Here is a 21,983-nt window from a genome sequence, read left to right on the forward strand (position 1 = left end):
ATTGAACTAGAAGATGTATTAATTACTGATAAAGTACTACAATTAATTATGAAAAAAACACTTATAGTAAGTTTAATATTTCTTTCTTCTATCAAAATATATAGTCAAACTAAAATTGATAATATTATACCAACTAATTTCCCAGGAAAGTTATGTCTACACTTAACCTTTTAAATCAAATGATTTTATTCTATAATTAGAAACTTTATTAAAAAATAATGGAAAAATGAACGGAATAACATTTATAGAAAATTATATTGAAAATCCAGCTGAACTTTTCGAGTATTTAAAAAAGAATGTTGAATGGGACAAAAGAATGTCTGCTCGAAAAACAGCTAGTTATGGAAAAGCATATAATTATTCTCAAATTAGCTATCCTTTTCAAGAGTTTATTCCTGAATTAAATCACATAATTGAAAAGATTAACGATACTCTTAATTTTAAACCAAATAACTGTTTGATTAATTATTATTTAGATGGTAAATCTAAAATGGGATTTCACTCTGATCAAACAGATATTTTATTTGAGAATACTGGTGTAGGAATAATTTCAATAGGAGAAACCAGAACATTGAGATTTAGGAATATTAAGAATCGTGATTTAATAAAAGATTATAAACTTCCTTCTGGTTCATTCATTTACATGACAAATGAATTACAAAATGAATGGCAACACTCAATTCCAAAATCAGATACTGAAAATGGAAGAATGAGTTTAACATTTAGAAAGATAAAAGGAGACTAAATGACGAAACTTATTAATAATCTAATACTCATATCCTTTCTAATTATAAACGTTGCAAATGGACAAAATATGAAGCCTAAAATTGAAGAGTTAATTACTGTAAAACTTATTGATACTGAACAAAAAGAAGAAATGATTAAATTTCTATCTAGATATGGGCAACTAACCAAAAAAACAATCATTTATTCATTGTTTCAAATAGAATATAAGAAAGAAACAGGTTATGAATATTCTGGCTTAGACACCTTTCTAGATTTTGAAAAGGAAAAATTAAAAAAAAATGAACAAAATCAAATAAACACTATACTACTTGAATATCTTAAAAAGCTAAAAAAACTCGAGCTTATTAACCAAAAACAATTCGAATACCAATCGGATAGAATAGTAAATAACGAATACATTCATTTATTTCATTTTTTGCTAGATTTAATTAATCAAGTATATTTTGAAGAGTGGATGAGTGTTGAAAAGCTTGATAATTATAGAAAAAAACTTTTTGAAAATAGGATTATTAGTAAAAAAGAAAACGAGCTCTTAAAATCTGATATTAAAAACGACAAACTAAAGTCTCCTTTTCAACTTATTGATTATTGTGAAAAAGCAAGGTTTTTCGATTTATCTAAATATTCTAACTCACCTAAAAATTATTTGGAGCAAATTCATAAATTAACTTCAGAAGTACTACCTGAATTAAACTTTACTAACTTCAAATATCAAATTAAAATAGATTCTTCAGATTCTTATAACGGTTATATTCCTCACTATTTAATTGTTTCCATAAAATCTAATGGAAAAACATATAAAATGAAGAGTTTTATTTCACCACATGGTATTGAAGGAAATAATTATTTTGGGAAAATAGATAATCAAGAATATTATAAAATTTTCAATAAGGTTTTAAAAGATACTCAATCACCTTATCAATTACATTTAATCAATTCAAATTATAATTATAAACAACGAAACACACATCAATATTTTGGGATTGTTGCTTTAAAAAAGGAGCAACTTGAAATGTTTCGATATCTAAACAGTTATTGGGAATTAAGTTATGAGAATTTCAATAACTCTCTAACTACTAAAAAGATTAACATGGCTATTCAAGAGTATCAAGAATTAGGCTTATTCAATCATTTAAATAATAATCAAATAAATAAGAGTATTGAAGATATTAAAGAAAAAATGATTATAAATCTTAATGAAGTCTTATTCTCATTTCCTGACATTATAGTATCATTTGATTATGAATTGTATAATTTAGAAAATCCTTACGAAGAAATTGTTTCTAAATATTCAAAAATCTCACACCAAGAATTTAATCCAACTAACATTAAAGATAACTTTCGCTTGCAAAAAGAAAAAGTTTCTTTGTCTTTTAACTTTAACGGAAAAAGCTATAAAACAGAATTTAAAATTGATAGAGATTGGATTGATGAACGTTTTTTTGATTTTATGAATAAAATCATTGTTGAAAATAAATTAAATGGGCAATTTTATAGACTATTTGGAGAAGGTTTTACATTAATTTATTTAACACCTGAACAGTACAAATACATTAAAGAGAAAAAACTTTTAGTTTTTGCTGATGAAGATAAAAGTTAAAACCATGAATAAAGCTATTAATCTAAACAACAAAATTCTATGAAAAAAAATAATACTAAACATAAGTATTATAATTGCTATTATATCGGGAATTTTCTTAATTGGCTATTTATTGGTTTTATCGTTGGTGGAATAATTAACATAGTCCTTTTTAAAAGAAAAAAACAGATTTTACTTTAATAAATTTCTTACATATTACTTAATGAAAGACATTAAAAAACTAATAGAACTCATTTCAAAGGATTCTAATTGTACAGTTTATAAACCTAATAATGAGTTGACTATTAATAGGAAGATCCCTGAAGATTTAAAAGTATTTTTTACACTAACAAATGGTATTAGTTTATTTGAAAACGAATCTTTTGGAATTAAAATTATTGGAAAAGAAGATTTCATTTCAACTAACAAATATCTTTATCCAAAAGATGATGTTATTTGGGAAGAACTTGAAAATGATATAACTAATGAATGGTTTCTTATTGCTAAAAACGAAGAACTAGCTCAATACATAAGTATAGACTTAACCGATAAAAATTTTGGTAAATGTTATGATAGCTTCATAGATACTCATGGTGAAGAAGGAATGTCTGAAATAATAGCGAATAATTTTACGGAGTTACTTTATAATTTTTACCAGAACCAAGGAAAAGGTGAAAACTGGTATTGGATAAATAATAATTTTAAGAAAATTGGAGATGCTTTTGATTAAAAAACATATTAAATTTTCTATAACCAAAAATCAATGCAAAAATTTAATAATGTAGAACATACAAAACCTTATCAATTATTTTTCTTATTAGTTTCTACGGTAGGAGTATTTGCTTTAGTAATATTCTTCTTAAATAAAATCATGGAATTGGGTCTACTAAAATTAATTTTAGCAGTTATAATAGCTTGGATTTATTTTATTTTTCTCAAAAAGAAATTTATTGTCAAAAAATCTGATTTTTATTTACGAAATAATAAATTGGAATGGGATACTAAAAAAGTAATTTTTTCTGACATTAAGTCTTATAAAATTCATTGGTTGAAAGGAGCTGGACTCAAAATTAAACTCAAAAACGGTAAAACGATTAGACTAAGTTCAAATGATAATTTTTGTAATTCTAATAAGTTTGTAAATTTATGTAGAAACATAGATTCTAAATTATTGAAATATAAAAAAGGACAAGTTGTTAGAGAAAAAACATTTTTTGAAACTAAAAAAGGGTATTATTTTGCCGTTATAGTAACAGTTTTAATCGTAATTATTACAATACACAAACTCTTTACTGATGGTAATTTTGATACTGAAAGTATTGGTTTACTTATGGTTTCTTTAGGAACTATTTGGAGTGGTGTCCGCTGGAATAAAAAAAAACATGGTTAAAACAACAAACAAACTAGAAGACTTATTACAAAAAGGATTAGATTATTTTTCTAAGACTTATGAAGAAGAAATCAGTAAGAAACTAGCTCCTGAAAAATGGTCTAAGAAGGAAATCTTAGGACATTTAATAGATTCTGGAATTAATAATCTTCAGCGATTTACAGAAATTCAATTTGAAAACAAACCCTATAGAATTCGAAAGTACAATCAGAATGAGTTAGTAATTGCTAACGATTATCAAAATGCTCAAACTAAAGAACTTCTTGGTTTTTGGATTGCTATCAACAATAGAATTCTTAACATAATGAAACTTCAAACGGAAGAATCTCTTAATTATAAAATTGAACTGAGTATTGATAACACTTCTGACTTACGCTTTTTAATGACTGATTATGTAGATCATTTAGAACATCATTTAAATCAAATTATTAAATAAATATTAGTAACAAATTCCCTAGCTTATCGTCTCTCTTTATAAATAATCTGAAATGTTAGATAGAAAATCAGACCGCAAGGAAACTTGGAAAACAATTATCATTTTTCTTTCAATTGTTACAATTTTAAGTTCCTTATTTCATTATGCAATAGTAAACCTATATCCTTCTAGAATATACATTGGAGGATTAATGTGGTGTCCAGCTTTGGCTGCTATTATTACATTAAAATTGAAAAAGAAAACTATCTTATCGCTAAACTGGAATTGGGGTAATTGGAAATTTATTCGTTTATCTTATCTTATTCCTGCATTATATGTTACAATTACTTACATATTCATTTGGTTTTTAGGTTTAGGAAAACTTCCTAATCAAGAAAGTGTTTTAGAATGGGCAAAAGAAATTGGTTTAGTAGGTATAGGCACAATGTCACCTACATTGGCTGTAATAACAGCTGTTTTATTACTAGGAAGCATTGGAGTTATTAGAGCTATGGCAACAACTTTAGGTGAAGAAATTGGATGGCGTGGCTTTTTTATATATGAATTAAAAAAAGTACTTTCTTTTACTGGTGTTTCCCTTTTTAGTGGTATCGTTTGGGCTTCATGGCATTGGCCTTTAATAGTTTATTATGGTAAAAACGTTTTCTTAGAACTTACTACTTTTTTTGTAGTTATCATCTCTATGTCATTCATAATGACTTATTATACTTTCAAATCAAAGAGTTTATGGCCAGCTGTTATATTTCATGCAGTTAGTAATGTTTTCATTCAAAAAATATTTCCTCCTCTAACCATAAAAGTTCAAGAAACTGAACATTGGTTGGGTGAAAATGGAATTATGTTTGCCATAATTACATTTCTATTTGGCTTGTACTTTTGGAGAAAAGCTATAAAAGAAAACTTATAATCAGAAAGAACCTAATCTATTAAAGTCAGGCTCTTTTTAATTAGATACTTTATTAAACCTTTTTATAAAACTGTTTGACTTATTAGACAGATAATATTTAATGTAGCCAACACAAACTCTGAGATTAACCCTTGAACTATCAATTTATTTGGTTTCCCATCAAATTTAATACTTAATGCTCTTCCTATTCCAAAACCTAAAAAAATTAATATCGCCACTACAAATGAAGTAAAAGTTAATTCAGACACCATTGTTCCAAGTAAAATAATAATACCTCCTAATAGCATAACCCCACTTATTCCTCGCATTTCATTCAATAAGTTAGTATCTTTTTCTAATTTAATTCCTGAATTCTTTAAATACGTTTTTATAGGATTACTTAATCTCATCAAACCCACAAATAATAATAAGCTTCCTGATAATACTAACGTAATAATTTTGAAAATTTCCATTTTAATTGTCTTTAGTTTTTTAGTACACTGCAAACTTAAAACGGACTAATGACAGCGGTGTGTCAGGGGTATTTATAATTTTAGAAAAAATTATTTTATTTCTATTTTCTTCCCTAAAAACTTAGGTTTAACTCTAAATAAGATATCAATAAAAACTTTTGTTCTTGCTAAGTATTCTCTTAATTTAACTTTCAATCCATAACGTCCTGAAACATCTTTAGCATTAAATCCAACCGCTTCAATGTTATGATTATGTGCTAAATAAATTGCTCTTTCATTATGGAACTTTTGTGATATTATGGTAACCTTATCTTGTCCAAAAATTTCTTTACATCTAACCACAGAATCTAAAGTTCTAAAACCAGCATAGTCTAAGAATATTTTATCTTCTGGGATTCCGTACTTCATTAATTCATTTTTAAAATCGGTAGGCTCATCATAACTTTTATTTCCATTGTCTCCACTTATAAGTACAAAATCTATTTTTCCTTTTTTAAATAATTCAACAGTAGCATCTATTCTATATTTAAAATATAGATTAACCATTCCATTGCTTAACATTTTTGCTGTACCTAAAACAAGTCCTACTTTGTTTTTTTTAATTTCTGAAGCATTAGAAAACGTTTTTCCTTTTGCATAATTTTCTATTGAATAATTTGAAATTATAATTATCAATAATGGAAATAGTACAACAAACAGTGTTATGATATATTTTTTCTTTTTCATGCTTTTACCTTTTATAGTCCCAACCAATTATTAAAAGCTGCTGTACTATTTTGACTTGTTTTTAATATAGTTTTACTACTTCTCAGATGTACCGCAACACTATTTTTAGTGTATCTACTTATTTTATCAATAAAATTTCTATTTATAAATTCACTTCTATTAATTTTAAAAAAAATAGTTGGATCTATAAGATCTTCTACTGACTTTAATGAAGTTTGATTTAAAATATGTTTTTTTTCTAGATTATCATAAGCAACAATAACTCCATAGTCTGCTTGGAAGTACATTATTTCTTCAATTTTTAGAAAATATGTATAACTGGAAGTTTTAACTGGTATAAAATCTTGATATGTTATTGTCTCTTCTTTTTGTTTGCTAAAATAACTCTCTAGTTTTTCTAGTACATGTTGCTCACTAGATTCTACAACCAATGTACTTTTTAAAGTTAAGTACTTTTGTATAGCAGCTTCAAAGCGTTCAAATGAATAAGGTTTTAATAAGTAGGCTATTCCTGTAGTTTCAAAAGCATTCATCCAAAATTGATTGTAAGCTGTACTAAATATAATCGGTACTTTTATATTTAAATCTTTATAAGCATTAAAAACATTTCCATCTAACAACTCAATATCTGAAAAAATTAAATCAATTTCAGGTTCTGATTGAAAATACGATAAAACCTCTTCAATTGCTTCTAACTCTTTTACAATAGTATAAGGCTCAGAGATTTTTTCTAAATACTTTTTTATTTTCTTTCTGGCTGGAAATTCATCTTCAACCAATACTATTTTCATCATACTATTTTAAATTAATCAATGGAAGTGTTACTTCAAAAGAAGTCTCATTTTCTTTTATCAAAATTGGCTTTTTAACAAAATAATGAAATTGCTTTGTAATATTCTTTAACGCTATGCCATTTCCTTTTTTCTTATTCTTAAAGGCCATTTTATTATTAGATACTTTAATTCCCTCTTTTACTTGTTCTATTTTTATATTGATTGGATTCTCTATAGTACCTCTATTATGCGTTATTGCATTTTCAACTAAAACTTGAATACAAAATGGAGGTAAAATAGCTTTCAACAATTTCAACTCTTCTTCAATTATTAAATTATAGTAAGAGTTATATTTAACCTTCATTAATTCAAAATAACCTTCAGAAAAAGTTAGCTCATCTTGTATAGAAACTAATTCTTTATTTGCACTAAATAAATTATAACGATACAATTCTGAAAAACGATTTAAAAAAGAACTTGCTTTCTCTGTATCTTCTTCTATTAAATGATCCAATACATTTAAATTATTAAATAAAAAATGAGGATTTAATTGAGTTCTTAATTGGGTAACTTCATTTTTAACTTTACTAATTTCATAGTCTCTTACCTGCTCTTCGTATTTTCTATTCTCTTTAAAATAAAGGTATGCTAATGAAAAACCTCCAAAAATTAGAAAATCTATTATCGAACCAAAATTTTTATAAACTACTAGATAAAGGCTTCCAAAATTCCTTGAAAAAGTATTAAAAATAAAAGCGACTAGTAATCCTGAAATATTATTATATAAAACATATCCAAACAATCCTATTCCAAAAAAAAGTAGATACTTTTTTTCTGTAGATATATGTAATTGTGAGTTACTATCTACTTTCTTTTTTATAAATGCAACTAGTAGAAAAATAAAAACTCCTTTAAAAAAAAACCAAAAAGGAGCATCTATATGAAATCTAAAATCTTCAAAAGATCGAGATATTAATAATTCATTTTTTAAAATAAGAAACCAACTAAAAAGAAAAAGAAAAAGTAAAAAACGTAGATTTTCTTTTAAAAATGTAACAACTTTTTTCATATTTATGGTAACAAATATATTCAATTTGTGATGAAGCCCTTTGTAAAACTTCATCACAAATTTTAAAGATTATTTATTTTTTTCAGGCCAAGTACTAATTACATTTCCTTTTTCATCATATGCTACTAGTTTGATAGCATTATTTTCATCAATTATAAACTTAGCTCGCATTCTTCCTTGGTCGTCATTTAAAAATAATCCATTTTGCTTCCCTGGAGTTTGTCCCAGAACTACTCTAGTTGTTACTCCTAGTAATCCTTTCTTTTTATATTCTTCATATTTCTCTTTTCGTTTTTTTCTATCTTTAATTTTTTCTAACTCTTTTATTAACTTACCTCTTACTTTTCGTGTTTCATTATCTGGTCTATCATTAAATACTAAACGTCCCGCCTTATATCTTTTATCTCCATCACTATCATCTAAAGTTATCAATTGCATTACTTGATCTCCATCGTATTGATCAAATGTTAAAGAAAGTCCCGAACTATGCCCTTTACCAATTTTTTTACCATCGTAAATTAACCCGCCACATTCTTTACCATCTTCTGTATAAAACAACAATCCTGGTCTTTTTGTTCTTTTATGATAAACTTCTCCATTAATTTTATCTCCTTCTGAAGGGAAGTTTTTTGCATTCGTAATTAGCATTTTTACTGTTCCATCATCTTCTACAACATTAATACGCTTCACATCTATGGTATCAAACTTAGTAACTTTCTTTGTTTTAAAACTCTGAGTAGTTAACAATACAATTGCACTTGTTAAGCAAAATGCAAACGCTCTTAAAAAAATTAGTTCTCTTTTAGTATTCATCTTTATATATTTTTTATGATTTATACTTCAAAAGTACCCTAGACACCTTGGTCTCAAAACCACTTTTTAGGAAACTAAGGAATTATTCATATGAACTAAGGAATATTTACGATAAAAAAAATGAGGTACTTATATTTCTATAAATACCTCACCAGTTGCATGTAATAATCAATTAATTATATAATGGTACTTTGCCCCATATGTATATTCTGAAAATTTAAATTACTATCTTCTTGGTTATAGATATAATCGGCTATAAAATCACCAACTTTACTTGTTCCAAAACTAGTTTCAGAGCTAATATCTTCTGTCGTAATTCCTAGTTCTAACGATTTTTCCACTGCTCTTTCTATAGCAGCTGCTTCTGTATGTAAACCTAAATGTTTCAATAACATTGCTGCTGATAAAATAGAAGCCAATGGATTAGCTATATCTTTTCCTGTAGCTTGTGGAAAAGAACCATGAATAGGTTCAAATAAAGCATTTTCTTTACCAACTGAAGCTGATGCTAACAATCCTATAGAACCTCCAATAACACTTGCCTCATCACTAATAATATCTCCAAACAAATTTTCTGTAAGAATTACATCAAACTGTTTAGGGTTTAAAATCATTTGCATTGCCGCATTATCTACAAATAAAAAATCTAAGGTAACTTCTGGATACTGGCCTGATAATGCTGTAACCGTTTTTCTCCACAAACGTGATGTTTCTAAAACATTTGCTTTATCAACTAAAGTCAATTTTTTACGTCTATTTTGTGCCTCTTTAAAAGCTAAATGTGCAATACGTTCAATTTCTTCTACTGAATAAGAACACCCATCAAATGCTATTTTTCCATCATCACTTAACTCTTTTATTCCAAAATAAATACCTCCTGTTAATTCTCTATAAATAGAAATATCAGTATTTTTTATAATGTCTTCTTTCAGTGGTGAATTTTCAATCAGTTGATCGTAAGCCTTTACTGGTCTAACGTTGCAAAACAACCCTAACTCTTTACGTAACTTCAATAAACCTTGTTCCGGTCTAATCTTAGCACTTGGATCATTATCATATTTAGGATGTCCTATTGCTCCAAATAATATTGCATCAGACTGTTTACAAACTGAAAGTGTTTCGTTTGGTAATGGGTTCCCTGTTCCATCTATAGCACAAGCTCCCATCAATGCTTCTTTATAAATAAAAGTATGGTCGTAAACATGAGCAATCGCATTCAGTGCTTTTTTTGCTTGTTCAGTAACTTCGGGTCCTATTCCATCTCCTGGAATAACAGCTATATTATATTTCATATTTTTTATAATGTTGCTTCAAAAGCTTTTATTTTATCTTTTTTACTTATCAAGAAATCAATATCATCATATCCATTAAGCATGCATATTTTTTTATATTGATTGATTTCAAATTCACAGTTCCCAACTGGAGTTTTTAATAATTGGTTCTCTAAATCAACTATCAAAGCAGTATCAGGAACTTCTTTTATTTTTTTCAATAACTTTTTTAAATACTCCTCAGATACTTGAATAGGTAAAATTCCATTGTTTAAAGCATTTCCTTTAAAAATATCCGCAAAAAAACTACTAATCACTACTTTAAATCCGTAACCTGATAATGCCCAAGCTGCATGTTCTCTACTAGAACCACATCCAAAATTATCGCCAGCAATTAGTATACTTCCTTGGTATGTATCATTATTTAAAACAAAATCTTTATTTATACTTCCATCTTTGTGAAAACGCCAATCTCTAAATACATTATCTCCAAATCCTTTTTTATCGGTTGCCTTTAAAAAACGAGCTGGAATTATCTGATCAGTATCAATGTTTTCAGTAGGTAAAGGAATTGCTGTATCTATTAATTTCACAAACTTTTCCATTCTTTCTAATTAAGATTTTTAGTTATATCAATAATTCTTCCTTCTACTGCAGTCGCTGCTGCTATTAATGGACTTGCCAAAATAGTTCTTGCCCCTTGTCCTTGTCTACCTTCAAAATTTCTATTGGATGTAGAAACACAATATTCTCCTTCAGGTATTTTATCTTCATTCATTGCCAAACAAGCAGAACATCCAGGTTCACGCAATTCAAAACCAGCTTTTTCAAAAATCGTTTGTAAGCCCTCTTCTTGAATTTGTTTTGCTACCAATTGTGATCCTGGAACTAACCATGCATTTACATTTTTAGCCTTTTGTTTTCCCTTAACATAAGAAGCTGCAACTCTAAAATCTTCAATCCTTGAGTTTGTACAACTACCAATAAAAACATAATTAATTTTTTTATTAACTAAGCTTTCACCCTTTTTAAAATTCATATAAGTCAACGATTTTTCAAAAGAAACATCATTTTCTTCAGGAATAGTTTCGGTAATTTTTATTCCCATTCCAGGATTTGTACCATAAGTAACCATTGGTTCTATATCTTCAGCATTAAAAGAATACTCTTTATCAAACTTAGCATTTGCATCAGTTTTTAAAGTTTTCCAATGAGCTACTTTATCCTCAAATAGTTCACCTTTAGGAGCAAATTTTCTACCTTTTACGTATTCGAAAGTAGTTTCATCAGGAGCAATCATTCCTCCTCTAGCTCCCATTTCAATACTCATATTACAAACAGTCATACGACCTTCCATAGACATTTCTTCAAAAACATTTCCTGCATATTCACAGAAATACCCTGTTCCTGAATTTGTACCTAACTGAGCTATTATATACAGTATAACATCTTTAGGTAACACCCCTTTTTTTAAAGTTCCATTGACCGTTACTCGTAAACTTTTAGGCTTTTGTAATAACAAACATTGACTTGCAAATACTTGTGCTACTTGACTTGTTCCTATTCCAAAAGCAATTGCCCCAAAAGCTCCATGGGTTGATGTATGACTATCTCCACAAACCATTGTCATTCCTGGTTGAGTAATTCCCAATTCAGGAGCCATTACATGAACAATTCCATTGTATTTATGACCTAAACCATATAATTCTATATTATTCTCTTTACAATTATTAGTTAATTGCTCTAATTGATTTCTAGAAAGTTCATCTCTAACAGGTAAATGTTGATTTACTGTAGGAGTATTATGATCAGCTGTTGCAATAATCTTATCTGGACGCGCAATTGGAATATTACGTTCCTTTAACTCATTAAATGCTTGTGGACTTGTAACCTCATGGATTAAATGTTTATCAATATATAAAACTTGAGGTCCATTCTTTATAGTATCTACTACATGAGCATCCCATACTTTGTCAAATAATGTTTTTCCCATTAGGCTATTGCTATTTTAGAAACCTTATTAACTTGTTTCATTATCATATGAATATCATCATCTATTACTTCTTTTTGCTTATCTGCAAAATTCAAAAAAGTTCTATAAGCTGAATCAAGTTGAATTTTGGTTAATTCATACCCTATTTTTTTTGCTCTATATGCTAAAGCAGCTCTACCACTTCTTGCTGTTAATACAATAGCGCTTTCAGTAACACCTACATCAGCTGGATTTATGATTTCATATGTCTCACGATTTTTAATAACTCCATCTTGATGAATCCCTGAACTATGCGCAAAAGCATTTGCTCCAACTATAGCCTTATTCGGCTGTACAGGCATTCCCATACTTTCTCTAACCATTAAACTAGTATCATATAATAACTGTGTATTGATATCTGTTTGTAAATTCAAATAAGGGTGTTGTTTTAAAATCATAACAACCTCTTCTAAAGCTGTATTTCCTGCTCGCTCTCCAATCCCATTAATAGTACATTCTATTTGACGAGCACCATTGATTGCTCCAGCTATTGAATTTGCTGTTGCTAAGCCTAAATCATTATGACAATGACATGAAATGATTACATTCTCAATTCCTTTTACATTCTCTTTTAAGTATTTTATTTTAGCTCCATATTCCTCAGGTAAACAATAACCTGTAGTGTCTGGAATATTTAAAACTGTAGCTCCAGCTTTAATCATCTCTTCACAAACTTTCGCTAAAAAAACATTATCAGTTCTACCAGCATCTTCTGCATAGAATTCTACATCATCAACAAAATTCTTCGCATATGAAACAGCATCAACCCCTCTCCTTATAACTTCATCTTGAGAAGAATTAAACTTATATTTAATATGAGAATCGCTCGTTCCAATTCCTGTATGAATCCTTGGTTTTTTAGCTATTTTTAAAGCTTCTGCAGCAACTTCAATATCTTTTTTTACTGCTCTAGTCAAACCACAAACTGTAGCGTTCTTTACCAGTTTTGCAATTTCATTTACAGAAGTAAAATCTCCTGGGCTAGAAACTGGAAAACCTGCTTCAATAATATCAACTCCTAAAAAATCTAATCTCTCAGCAATAACTAGCTTTTGTTTTGTGTCCAGTTTACAACCGGGGACCTGCTCACCATCTCTTAAAGTGGTATCGAAAATTTGGACTTTATCGTTATTCATTCTCTTAAATATATTGTCATTATATCAATCAAATGTATATATTGGCTTTTCAGAAGTGCTATTTTTTCAAATACTCTTTACGACACCAAAAAACAAAACAAAAACACTAATAAACTGATTAACAATATTTTAAAATGAATTATTTTACAAGAGTTAACCAACAAAATGATTCTTTATTTGTACTGATTCAATCTTTAACGAAATCAGAAAAACGTCAGTTTCACTTATATATTGGTCGATTAGAAGGTAATACTGAAGCTAAATTTTTTACTCTTTTTAAATTTTTAGAGAAACAAAAAAAGTATGATGAAAAAGCAATAATTAATAGTGGAATTGTAAGCAAGCAACAACTTTCTAATTTAAAAGCTCATTTGTATAAACAAATACTAACTAGCTTACGAATGAATCCGAAACATAAAAATGTTAGAGTTCAAATACGTGAACAGTTAGATTTTGCTACAGTACTATATCAAAAAGGTCTATATAAACAAAGTCTTAAATTACTTGACAAAGCAAAAGTATTAGCAATAGATAATGAAGAAAAAAATATTGCTTATGAAATTGTTGAACTTGAAAAAGTAATCGAAAGTCAGTATATAACGAGAAGTATTAGTACCAGAGCTGATGAATTAACAATTCAGGCTAAGGAATTAAGTTTACAAAATGTAATTACAAGTAAACTCTCAAACTTATCACTTCAATTGTATGGTATTCTTTTAAAAACTGGCTATGCTCGTAATGATGAAGAGCTGAATAAGATTAACTCTTATTTCTATGCTCGTTTACCAAATTTTGATTACAATAAATTAGGGTTTAGAGAACGTTTATGGCTATACAAAGCACACTTATGGAGATCTCTTTTAACTCAAAATTTTCTGAATGGTTATAAGTATTCTTCAAATTGGGTAAACTTATATCGAGAGTATCCAAAAATGGTAAAATTAAATCCTGTTTTTTATTTAAAAGGAATCAACTATTTATTAGAGTCATTATTCTTTATTCAGCATGAAAAAGAATTTAATAAAGAACTTACATCATTTGAAAATGATATAAAAGAAAATAAAATTCCAATGAATGGAAATACTGAAATTTTAATTTTTCAATATTTCTATGCAAATAAACTACATAAGCATTTCCTAGAAGGTACATTTAGTAAAGGAGAATATTTAGTTGAAGAAATAAATACTAAGATTCATGAGTATAGCAATCGAATAGACAAACACCATATTATCACATTATATTACAAGATAGCTTGTTTATACTTTGGAATGGGTGAAAATAAAAAATCTATTGAATACCTATCCAAAATTATAAATTCAAAAAAGCTATATGTTGGTGAAGATTTACAATGTTTTGCTAGAATTTTAAATCTAATTGCACATTATGAATGTGGATTAGACTATCATTTAGAAAGACAATTTAAAGATACATACAAGTTCCTTCTTAAAATGGAGAATTTACAAGAAGTACAAAAAGAGTTTATTGTTTCTATAAAATCACTTGGAGATGTTTTTCCACATCAAATAAAAAATGAATTTAAGAAAATTCATAGCCGATTAAAAGTTTATGAAAATCATCCTTTTGAAAAAAGAGCCTTTCTATATCTAGATATTCTATCATGGCTAGAAAGTAAAATTGAAAACAAGCCTATTTCAACGATTATAAGAGAGAAATATAATCATCGAAAGAAAAAGCCTTGTTAATTTACAGAACAAGGCTAAAACTTATATAAAAACAATTTATTTTCCTATAGTTTTATTCTTATTCAGTATCTCTTTATTTAGATTTAGAGCAAAAAAAAACCTCAATCTTATAGTATAAGATTGAGGTTAAAAAGAAAGGCAACGACCTACTCTCCCACCATCGGCAGTACCATCGGCGCTAATGGGCTTAACTTCTCTGTTCGGAATGGTAAGAGGTGAGCCCCATTGCAATAATCACCTTAAATCGTTTCAGTGTATTTCAACTGTAAAAGTTAACATATTAGTAAAATCATATCATAAATTATCAAAGAGTTGCGCTTCCCTCCGTAGAGGGAAGACGATATACATAAGCCTATGGGTTATTAGTACTACTCGGCTATGACATTACTGCCTTTACACCTGTAGCCTATCAACGTTGTAATCTCCAACGACCCTTTAAAGAAATCTCATCTTGTGGTGGGTTTCGCGCTTATATGCTTTCAGCGCTTATCCCTTCCGAACGTAGCTACTCTGCAGTGCTCCTGGCGGAACAACAGATACACCAGAGGTTCGTCCAACTCGGTCCTCTCGTACTAAAGTCAGATCCACTCAAATTTCTAACGCCCACAGCAGATAGAGACCGAACTGTCTCACGACGTTCTGAACCCAGCTCGCGTGCCACTTTAATGGGCGAACAGCCCAACCCTTGGGACCTTCTCCAGCCCCAGGATGTGACGAGCCGACATCGAGGTGCCAAACCCCCCCGTCGATGTGAGCTCTTGGGGGAGATCAGCCTGTTATCCCCGGAGTACCTTTTATCCTTTGAGCGATGGCCCTTCCATGCGGAACCACCGGATCACTATGCTCTACTTTCGTACCTGATCGACCTGTATGTCTCTCAGTCAAGCTCCCTTATGCCATTGCACTCTACGCACGGTTACCAAACGTGCTGAGGGAACCTTTAGAAGCCTCCGTTACTCTTTTGGAGGCGACCACCCCAGTCAAACTACCCACCACGCACTGTTCTCATTGCTGAGTTAGGCTCTAGATAAGCAAAGGGTGGTATTTCAAGGACGACTCCACAACGCCTAGCGACGCCGCTTCAATGTCTCCCACCTATCCTACACATTACTTATCCAAAGTCAATACGAAGCTATAGTAAAGGTTCACGGGGTCTTTTCGTCCCGCTGCGGGTAATCGGCATCTTCACCGATACTACAATTTCACCGAGCTCATGGCTGAGACAGTGTCCAGATCGTTGCACCATTCGTGCAGGTCGGAACTTACCCGACAAGGAATTTCGCTACCTTAGGACCGTTATAGTTACGGCCGCCGTTTACTGGGGCTTCATTTCAGATCTTCGCCGAAGCTAAACCCTCCACTTAACCTTCCAGCACCGGGCAGGTGTCAGGCCTTATACATCATCTTTCAATTTAGCAAAGCCCTGTGTTTTTGATAAACAGTCGCCTGGACCTTTTCACTGCGGCCCCACAGAGTGGGGCGACCCTTCTCCCGAAGTTACGGGTCGATTTTGCCTAGTTCCTTAGCCATGAATCTCTCGAGCACCTTAGAATTCTCATCCCAACTACCTGTGTCGGTTTACGGTACGGGTTCTTATAATCTGAAGCTTAGAGGTTTTTCTTGGAAGCCCTTAGGCACACTATCAACGCATCCGAAGACTTGTTGTACTATCACACTTCAGCTAAAGCTGCGGATTTGCCTACAGCTCTAATACCTAAATGTTTCAACGAACTATTCCGTCAGTTCGCGGTGCTTTCATCACTCCGTCACCCCATCGCAATTATAAGAAGTACAGGAATATTAACCTGTTGTCCATCGACTACTCCCTTCGGATTCGCCTTAGGTCCCGACTAACCCTCAGCTGATTAGCATCGCTGAGGAAACCTTAGTCTTTCGGTGAGGGGGTTTCTCGCCCCCTTTATCGTTACTTATGCCTACATTTTCTTTTCTATCCGCTCCAGCATACCTCACAGTACACCTTCGGCGCAAATAGAATGCTCCCCTACCACTTATATATAAATATAAATCCATAGCTTCGGTAATATGTTTATGCCCGATTATTATCCATGCAAAACCGCTCGACTAGTGAGCTGTTACGCACTCTTTAAATGAATGGCTGCTTCCAAGCCAACATCCTAGCTGTCTAAGCAGTTTCACCTCGTTAGTTCAACTTAACATATATTTGGGGACCTTAGCTGATGGTCTGGGTTCTTTCCCTCTCGGACATGGACCTTAGCACCCATGCCCTCACTGCTGAGAAACATTTTATAGCATTCGGAGTTTGTCAGGAATTGGTAGGCGGTGAAGCCCCCGCATCCAATCAGTAGCTCTACCTCTATAAAACTTTTACTCAACGCTGCACCTAAATGCATTTCGGGGAGTACGAGCTATTTCCGAGTTTGATTGGCCTTTCACCCCTACCCACAGGTCATCCAAAGACTTTTCAACGTCAACTGGTTCGGTCCTCCACTGTGTGTTACCACAGCTTCAACCTGCCCATGGGTAGATCACTCGGTTTCGCGTCTACTACTACTAACTAATCTCGCCCTATTCAGACTCGCTTTCGCTTCGGCTCCGGACCTTAAATCCTTAACCTTGCTAGCAACAGTAACTCGTAGGCTCATTATGCAAAAGGCACGCCGTCACACAGTAAATGTGCTCCGACCGCTTGTAGGCGTACGGTTTCAGGTTCTCTTTCACTCCCTTACTTAGGGTTCTTTTCACCTTTCCCTCACGGTACTAGTTCACTATCGGTCTTTCAGGAGTATTTAGCCTTACCGGATGGTCCCGGTGGATTCATACAGGATTACACGTGTCCCGCACTACTCAGGGTACTGCTATATCCTCTTCGCTTACCTATACGAGACTATCACTCTCTTTGGTTCGTCTTTCCAAACGATTCTAGTTCACTTAGATTCTAATGTCGCAGCCCTACAACCCCAATACTGCCGTAACAGCATTGGTTTGGGCTAATCCGCGTTCGCTCGCCACTACTAACGGAATCACTATTGTTTTCTCTTCCTCTGGTTACTTAGATGTTTCAGTTCACCAGGTTTGCCCCCTTACGGGTAACATGTCTTCAACATGCTGGGTTGCCCCATTCGGAAATCTACGGATCATAAAATATGTGCTTCTCCCCGTAGCTTATCGCAGCTTATCGCGTCCTTCATCGCCTCTGAAAGCCTAGGCATCCGCCATACGCCCTTATTTAGCTTATTGTACTTTTTGCTCTAGAATTACTTCTAGAACGAGCTCTTTATAATTTGTTTTTATAAAAAATATTCTTGTTAAATATTTAAATTTAACTTCTCTATCTTGATTCTTTACGATATCATTCTACCAATATGTCAATGAACGTTTTCAGATTATAAAAACCTGATTGTGGAGAATACCGGAGTCGAACCGGTGACCTCTTGCGTGCAAGGCAAGCGCTCTAGCCAGCTGAGCTAATCCCCCATAGTCTTTTAGGCATGAGTTCTTAGTCGTGAGTTATTAGTTGTAACAACCCATACTTCTCAACTTCTAAAATTTCCTTCACTAAGGGTCTTATTGTAGTCTCGGGCAGACTCGAACTGCCGACCTCTACATTATCAGTGTAGCGCTCTAACCAGCTGAGCTACGAGACTATAAGATCTTAGTCTAATATTTTAAAATTAACAGCAAAGAGTAAAATAATTCATTTGTAACTCACCATCTTTCTCTAGAAAGGAGGTGTTCCAGCCGCACCTTCCGGTACGGCTACCTTGTTACGACTTAGCCCTAGTTACCAGTTTTACCCTAGGCCGCTCCTCTCGGTAACGAACTTCAGGCACCCCCAGCTTCCATGGCTTGACGGGCGGTGTGTACAAGGCCCGGGAACGTATTCACCGGATCATGGCTGATATCCGATTACTAGCGATTCCAGCTTCACGGAGTCGAGTTGCAGACTCCGATCCGAACTGTGATATGGTTTATAGATTCGCTCCTATTCGCATAGTGGCTGCTCATTGTCCATACCATTGTAGCACGTGTGTAGCCCAGGACGTAAGGGCCGTGATGATTTGACGTCATCCCCACCTTCCTCGCGGTTTGCACCGGCAGTCTCGCTAGAGTCCTCAGCTTGACCTGTTAGCAACTAACGATAGGGGTTGCGCTCGTTATAGGACTTAACCTGACACCTCACGGCACGAGCTGACGACAACCATGCAGCACCTTGTAAAGTGTCCGAAGAAAAATCTATCTCTAGACCTGTCACTCTACATTTAAGCCCTGGTAAGGTTCCTCGCGTATCATCGAATTAAACCACATGCTCCACCGCTTGTGCGGGCCCCCGTCAATTCCTTTGAGTTTCAATCTTGCGATCGTACTCCCCAGGTGGGACACTTATCACTTTCGCTTAGTCACTGAAGTAAACCCCAACAACTAGTGTCCATCGTTTACGGCGTGGACTACCAGGGTATCTAATCCTGTTCGCTCCCCACGCTTTCGTCCATGAGCGTCAGTATATACGTAGTAGACTGCCTTCGCAATCGGTATTCTAAGTAATATCTATGCATTTCACCGCTACACTACTTATTCTATCTACTTCCGTATAACTCAAGTCAACCAGTATCAAAGGCAGTTCCATAGTTAAGCTATGGGATTTCACCTCTGACTTAATTGACCGCCTGCGGACCCTTTAAACCCAATGATTCCGGATAACGCTTGCACCCTCCGTATTACCGCGGCTGCTGGCACGGAGTTAGCCGGTGCTTATTCTTACAGTACCGTCAAGGCCGTACACGTACGACTGTTTCTTCCTGTATAAAAGCAGTTTACAACCCATAGGGCAGTCTTCCTGCACGCGGCATGGCTGGTTCAGAGTTGCCTCCATTGACCAATATTCCTCACTGCTGCCTCCCGTAGGAGTCTGGTCCGTGTCTCAGTACCAGTGTGGGGGATAATCCTCTCAGACCCCCTACCTATCGTTGCCATGGTAAGCCGTTACCTTACCATCTAGCTAATAGGACGCATAGTCATCTTGTACCCATAAATGTTTAATTAGATAGCGATGCCGCTTCCCAATATTATGGAGTATTAATCTTCATTTCTAAAGGCTATCCTCCTGTACAAGGCAGATTCTATACGCGTTACGCACCCGTTCGCCGGTCGTCAGCAAAAAAGCAAGCTTTTTCCTGTTACCCCTCGACTTGCATGTGTTAAGCCTGCCGCTAGCGTTCATCCTGAGCCAGGATCAAACTCTTCATTGTATAATCTTTAATATTATGAATGAATAAGTTTCAAAAGAATTTTATCTAACGAAGTTAGACATGTTATTCTACTCTTTGTTTTACGCTGTCAATTTCAATATTTTCAATGAACTTTGTTAACCTCTATATTTAGTCTTCTCAACCAAAATATCAATTAACTCTCTTGTAGAAATACTAGACTCGAACTAGTTGATTTTTTTTATCTAAATCATTCCAAAATTTCTTTGATCGTGTCGCTTTATTTAAGCGGTTGCAAATTTACAAACCTTTTTAAAACTGACAAACTTTTTTGAAAGTTTTTTTTTAATTTGTTTTTGCTAAAATTTTAATGAACTGTCGCCTCTAAAACGGACTGCAAAGATAGCATCTTTATTTTGTAATAAACAAGAATAATTTAACTTATTTTTTACTCTCTTTTAACAACTCTCTACCGCCTATTTTAATGAACTTTTGCTATCTTTCAAACTATCGTTTTTCCGTTAGCGGGTGCAAATATAGAACCCTTTTTTAACATAACAACTATCCTTTTTAATCTTTTTTTGAATTATTTTTTACATCACCTATCTATCAATAAGTTACATCTGAAAGTTTTTTATCGCAAGGGTTGGTTTAACTAATTCCTGTATGATTTATAATGTTTACCCTCCATAAATAACTACTCATATACCGCTAACCGAAGCTCTTTCCTATTGTAAAATAGAAAGTACTACATGCTCTTATTTTATTATTCTACGATAATTTTACCTAAGCAAAAAAATATGATAAGTAAACTAATTATTCATCATTAAGAAAAGACTTCCTTAAACGCCAATTAGAGACACTTTATAATCCGTATTCTATTTATTCTATAACAAAGGCTATAATATTATCATAAACTCTCTTACATCATTAGCATCATTATCTTTTATACCATAGGAAATAATCTAATACTCTTATCAATTATATCGTTATTTAGATTTAGAGCAAAAAAAAACCTCAATCTTATAGTATAAGATTGAGGTTAAAAAGAAAGGCAACGACCTACTCTCCCACCATCGGCAGTACCATCGGCGCTAATGGGCTTAACTTCTCTGTTCGGAATGGTAAGAGGTGAGCCCCATTGCAATAATCACCTTAAATCGTTTCAGTGTATTTCAACTGTAAAAGTTAACATATTAGTAAAATCATATCATAAATTATCAAAGAGTTGCGCTTCCCTCCGTAGAGGGAAGACGATATACATAAGCCTATGGGTTATTAGTACTACTCGGCTATGACATTACTGCCTTTACACCTGTAGCCTATCAACGTTGTAATCTCCAACGACCCTTTAAAGAAATCTCATCTTGTGGTGGGTTTCGCGCTTATATGCTTTCAGCGCTTATCCCTTCCGAACGTAGCTACTCTGCAGTGCTCCTGGCGGAACAACAGATACACCAGAGGTTCGTCCAACTCGGTCCTCTCGTACTAAAGTCAGATCCACTCAAATTTCTAACGCCCACAGCAGATAGAGACCGAACTGTCTCACGACGTTCTGAACCCAGCTCGCGTGCCACTTTAATGGGCGAACAGCCCAACCCTTGGGACCTTCTCCAGCCCCAGGATGTGACGAGCCGACATCGAGGTGCCAAACCCCCCCGTCGATGTGAGCTCTTGGGGGAGATCAGCCTGTTATCCCCGGAGTACCTTTTATCCTTTGAGCGATGGCCCTTCCATGCGGAACCACCGGATCACTATGCTCT

16 protein-coding genes, 2 tRNA genes and 5 rRNA genes are annotated in these 21,983 nt (G+C 32.8%); 7 read left to right on the forward strand and 16 right to left on the reverse strand.

The window, feature by feature from the left end:
- Window positions 1-226: 226 nt before the first annotated feature.
- The 6 genes from ACOQN8_RS18060 (at window position 227) to ACOQN8_RS18085 (ending at window position 5,059) form a co-directional block, all read left to right on the forward strand.
- The gene (locus ACOQN8_RS18060; protein ID WP_420553761.1) at window positions 227-745 is read left to right on the forward strand and encodes an alpha-ketoglutarate-dependent dioxygenase AlkB; all 519 of its coding nucleotides are present in this window, start codon (window positions 227-229) and stop codon (window positions 743-745) included.
- Window positions 746-2,347, forward strand: a complete 1,602-nt coding sequence (locus ACOQN8_RS18065; protein ID WP_420553762.1) for a hypothetical protein — start codon at window positions 746-748, stop codon at window positions 2,345-2,347. It abuts the gene before it with no gap.
- 202 nt (window positions 2,348-2,549) lie between these two features.
- Window positions 2,550-3,056 carry an SMI1/KNR4 family protein gene (locus ACOQN8_RS18070; RefSeq protein WP_420553763.1) on the forward strand — a complete coding sequence of 169 codons (507 nt, stop codon included), beginning with the start codon at window positions 2,550-2,552 and terminating at the stop codon, window positions 3,054-3,056.
- 33 nt (window positions 3,057-3,089) lie between these two features.
- Entirely contained in the window at window positions 3,090-3,716 is a 627-nt protein-coding gene (locus tag ACOQN8_RS18075) for a hypothetical protein (protein WP_420553764.1), read from the forward strand.
- On the forward strand, window positions 3,709-4,152 hold the full coding sequence (locus ACOQN8_RS18080; RefSeq protein WP_420553765.1) for a DinB family protein: 444 nt from the start codon (window positions 3,709-3,711) through the stop codon (window positions 4,150-4,152). Before ACOQN8_RS18075 ends, ACOQN8_RS18080 begins: the two co-directional genes overlap by 8 nt.
- A 52-nt stretch (window positions 4,153-4,204) precedes the next feature.
- Window positions 4,205-5,059, forward strand: coding sequence for a CPBP family intramembrane glutamic endopeptidase (locus tag ACOQN8_RS18085; RefSeq protein ID WP_420553766.1), 855 nt, complete (start codon window positions 4,205-4,207; stop codon window positions 5,057-5,059).
- Window positions 5,060-5,121: 62 nt separating this feature from the next.
- Here the strand turns inward: ACOQN8_RS18085 and ACOQN8_RS18090 are convergent, their stop codons facing one another.
- From ACOQN8_RS18090 to ACOQN8_RS18130, 9 genes are all read right to left on the reverse strand, one after another.
- A complete protein-coding gene (locus ACOQN8_RS18090) occupies window positions 5,122-5,511 on the reverse strand; it encodes a DUF4345 domain-containing protein (protein WP_420553767.1) in 390 nt (129 codons plus the stop codon).
- 90 nt (window positions 5,512-5,601) lie between these two features.
- Window positions 5,602-6,237 carry a SanA/YdcF family protein gene (locus ACOQN8_RS18095; RefSeq protein ID WP_420553768.1) on the reverse strand — a complete coding sequence of 212 codons (636 nt, stop codon included), beginning with the start codon at window positions 6,235-6,237 and terminating at the stop codon, window positions 5,602-5,604.
- An 11-nt stretch (window positions 6,238-6,248) separates the two neighbouring features.
- On the reverse strand, window positions 6,249-7,031 hold the full coding sequence (locus ACOQN8_RS18100) for a LytR/AlgR family response regulator transcription factor (RefSeq protein WP_420553769.1): 783 nt from the start codon (window positions 7,029-7,031) through the stop codon (window positions 6,249-6,251).
- Window position 7,032: 1 nt separating this feature from the next.
- On the reverse strand, window positions 7,033-8,079 hold the full coding sequence (locus ACOQN8_RS18105) for a sensor histidine kinase (protein ID WP_420553770.1): 1,047 nt from the start codon (window positions 8,077-8,079) through the stop codon (window positions 7,033-7,035).
- 69 nt (window positions 8,080-8,148) lie between these two features.
- Window positions 8,149-8,892: a hypothetical protein gene (locus ACOQN8_RS18110; RefSeq protein ID WP_420553771.1), complete on the reverse strand. Its 744-nt coding sequence runs from the start codon at window positions 8,890-8,892 to the stop codon at window positions 8,149-8,151.
- Between the two features lie 176 nt (window positions 8,893-9,068).
- Window positions 9,069-10,184: a 3-isopropylmalate dehydrogenase gene (gene leuB, locus ACOQN8_RS18115; RefSeq protein ID WP_420553772.1), complete on the reverse strand. Its 1,116-nt coding sequence runs from the start codon at window positions 10,182-10,184 to the stop codon at window positions 9,069-9,071.
- A gap of 5 nt (window positions 10,185-10,189) precedes the next feature.
- Entirely contained in the window at window positions 10,190-10,768 is a 579-nt protein-coding gene (leuD, locus tag ACOQN8_RS18120) for a 3-isopropylmalate dehydratase small subunit (protein WP_235275954.1), read from the reverse strand.
- A gap of 5 nt (window positions 10,769-10,773) precedes the next feature.
- Window positions 10,774-12,156, reverse strand: a complete 1,383-nt coding sequence (gene leuC / locus ACOQN8_RS18125; RefSeq protein ID WP_420553773.1) for a 3-isopropylmalate dehydratase large subunit — start codon at window positions 12,154-12,156, stop codon at window positions 10,774-10,776.
- Window positions 12,156-13,331, reverse strand: a complete 1,176-nt coding sequence (locus ACOQN8_RS18130; protein WP_420553774.1) for a 2-isopropylmalate synthase — start codon at window positions 13,329-13,331, stop codon at window positions 12,156-12,158. The genes leuC and ACOQN8_RS18130 overlap by 1 nt, the downstream gene beginning before the upstream one ends.
- A gap of 134 nt (window positions 13,332-13,465) precedes the next feature.
- Here ACOQN8_RS18130 and ACOQN8_RS18135 point away from each other — a divergent pair, with 134 nt between their 5' ends.
- A complete protein-coding gene (locus ACOQN8_RS18135; RefSeq protein ID WP_420553775.1) occupies window positions 13,466-15,034 on the forward strand; it encodes a hypothetical protein in 1,569 nt (522 codons plus the stop codon).
- A 133-nt stretch (window positions 15,035-15,167) separates the two neighbouring features.
- Here the strand turns inward: ACOQN8_RS18135 and rrf (ACOQN8_RS18140) are convergent.
- From rrf (ACOQN8_RS18140) to ACOQN8_RS18170, 7 genes are all read right to left on the reverse strand, one after another.
- A 5S ribosomal RNA gene (gene rrf, locus ACOQN8_RS18140) occupies window positions 15,168-15,276 on the reverse strand.
- Between the two features lie 100 nt (window positions 15,277-15,376).
- Window positions 15,377-18,253 (reverse strand): 23S ribosomal RNA (locus ACOQN8_RS18145).
- 163 nt (window positions 18,254-18,416) lie between these two features.
- A tRNA-Ala gene (locus tag ACOQN8_RS18150) sits at window positions 18,417-18,490 on the reverse strand.
- Between the two features lie 96 nt (window positions 18,491-18,586).
- Window positions 18,587-18,660 (reverse strand) — tRNA-Ile (locus ACOQN8_RS18155).
- 78 nt (window positions 18,661-18,738) lie between these two features.
- A 16S ribosomal RNA gene (locus ACOQN8_RS18160) occupies window positions 18,739-20,262 on the reverse strand.
- Window positions 20,263-21,269: 1,007 nt separating this feature from the next.
- Window positions 21,270-21,378 (reverse strand): 5S ribosomal RNA (rrf, locus tag ACOQN8_RS18165).
- A 100-nt stretch (window positions 21,379-21,478) separates the two neighbouring features.
- Window positions 21,479-21,983, reverse strand: a 23S ribosomal RNA gene (locus ACOQN8_RS18170); the annotation flags it as partial.

The sequence above is a fragment of the Tenacibaculum aiptasiae genome (assembly GCF_965221665.1).
In the GTDB taxonomy this organism is placed as follows: Bacteria; Bacteroidota; Bacteroidia; order Flavobacteriales; family Flavobacteriaceae; genus Polaribacter; species Polaribacter aiptasiae.

Bases quoted from the DNA above. Each gene is read 5' to 3' on its own strand.
- ACOQN8_RS18100 (WP_420553769.1), bottom strand. From the start codon at position 7,031: ATGATGAAAATAGTATTGGTTGAAGATGAATTTCCAGCCAGAAAGAAA.
- ACOQN8_RS18135 (WP_420553775.1), top strand. From the start codon at position 13,466: ATGAATTATTTTACAAGAGTTAACCAACAAAATGATTCTTTATTTGTA.
- leuB (WP_420553772.1), bottom strand. From the start codon at position 10,184: ATGAAATATAATATAGCTGTTATTCCAGGAGATGGAATAGGACCCGAA.
- ACOQN8_RS18060 (WP_420553761.1), top strand. From the start codon at position 227: ATGAACGGAATAACATTTATAGAAAATTATATTGAAAATCCAGCTGAA.
- ACOQN8_RS18065 (WP_420553762.1), top strand. From the start codon at position 746: ATGACGAAACTTATTAATAATCTAATACTCATATCCTTTCTAATTATA.
- leuD (WP_235275954.1), bottom strand. From the start codon at position 10,768: ATGGAAAAGTTTGTGAAATTAATAGATACAGCAATTCCTTTACCTACT.
- ACOQN8_RS18085 (WP_420553766.1), top strand. From the start codon at position 4,205: ATGTTAGATAGAAAATCAGACCGCAAGGAAACTTGGAAAACAATTATC.
- ACOQN8_RS18095 (WP_420553768.1), bottom strand. From the start codon at position 6,237: ATGAAAAAGAAAAAATATATCATAACACTGTTTGTTGTACTATTTCCA.
- ACOQN8_RS18105 (WP_420553770.1), bottom strand. From the start codon at position 8,079: ATGAAAAAAGTTGTTACATTTTTAAAAGAAAATCTACGTTTTTTACTT.
- leuC (WP_420553773.1), bottom strand. From the start codon at position 12,156: ATGGGAAAAACATTATTTGACAAAGTATGGGATGCTCATGTAGTAGAT.
- ACOQN8_RS18075 (WP_420553764.1), top strand. From the start codon at position 3,090: ATGCAAAAATTTAATAATGTAGAACATACAAAACCTTATCAATTATTT.
- ACOQN8_RS18130 (WP_420553774.1), bottom strand. From the start codon at position 13,331: ATGAATAACGATAAAGTCCAAATTTTCGATACCACTTTAAGAGATGGT.
- ACOQN8_RS18070 (WP_420553763.1), top strand. From the start codon at position 2,550: ATGAAAGACATTAAAAAACTAATAGAACTCATTTCAAAGGATTCTAAT.
- ACOQN8_RS18080 (WP_420553765.1), top strand. From the start codon at position 3,709: ATGGTTAAAACAACAAACAAACTAGAAGACTTATTACAAAAAGGATTA.
- ACOQN8_RS18110 (WP_420553771.1), bottom strand. From the start codon at position 8,892: ATGAATACTAAAAGAGAACTAATTTTTTTAAGAGCGTTTGCATTTTGC.
- ACOQN8_RS18090 (WP_420553767.1), bottom strand. From the start codon at position 5,511: ATGGAAATTTTCAAAATTATTACGTTAGTATTATCAGGAAGCTTATTA.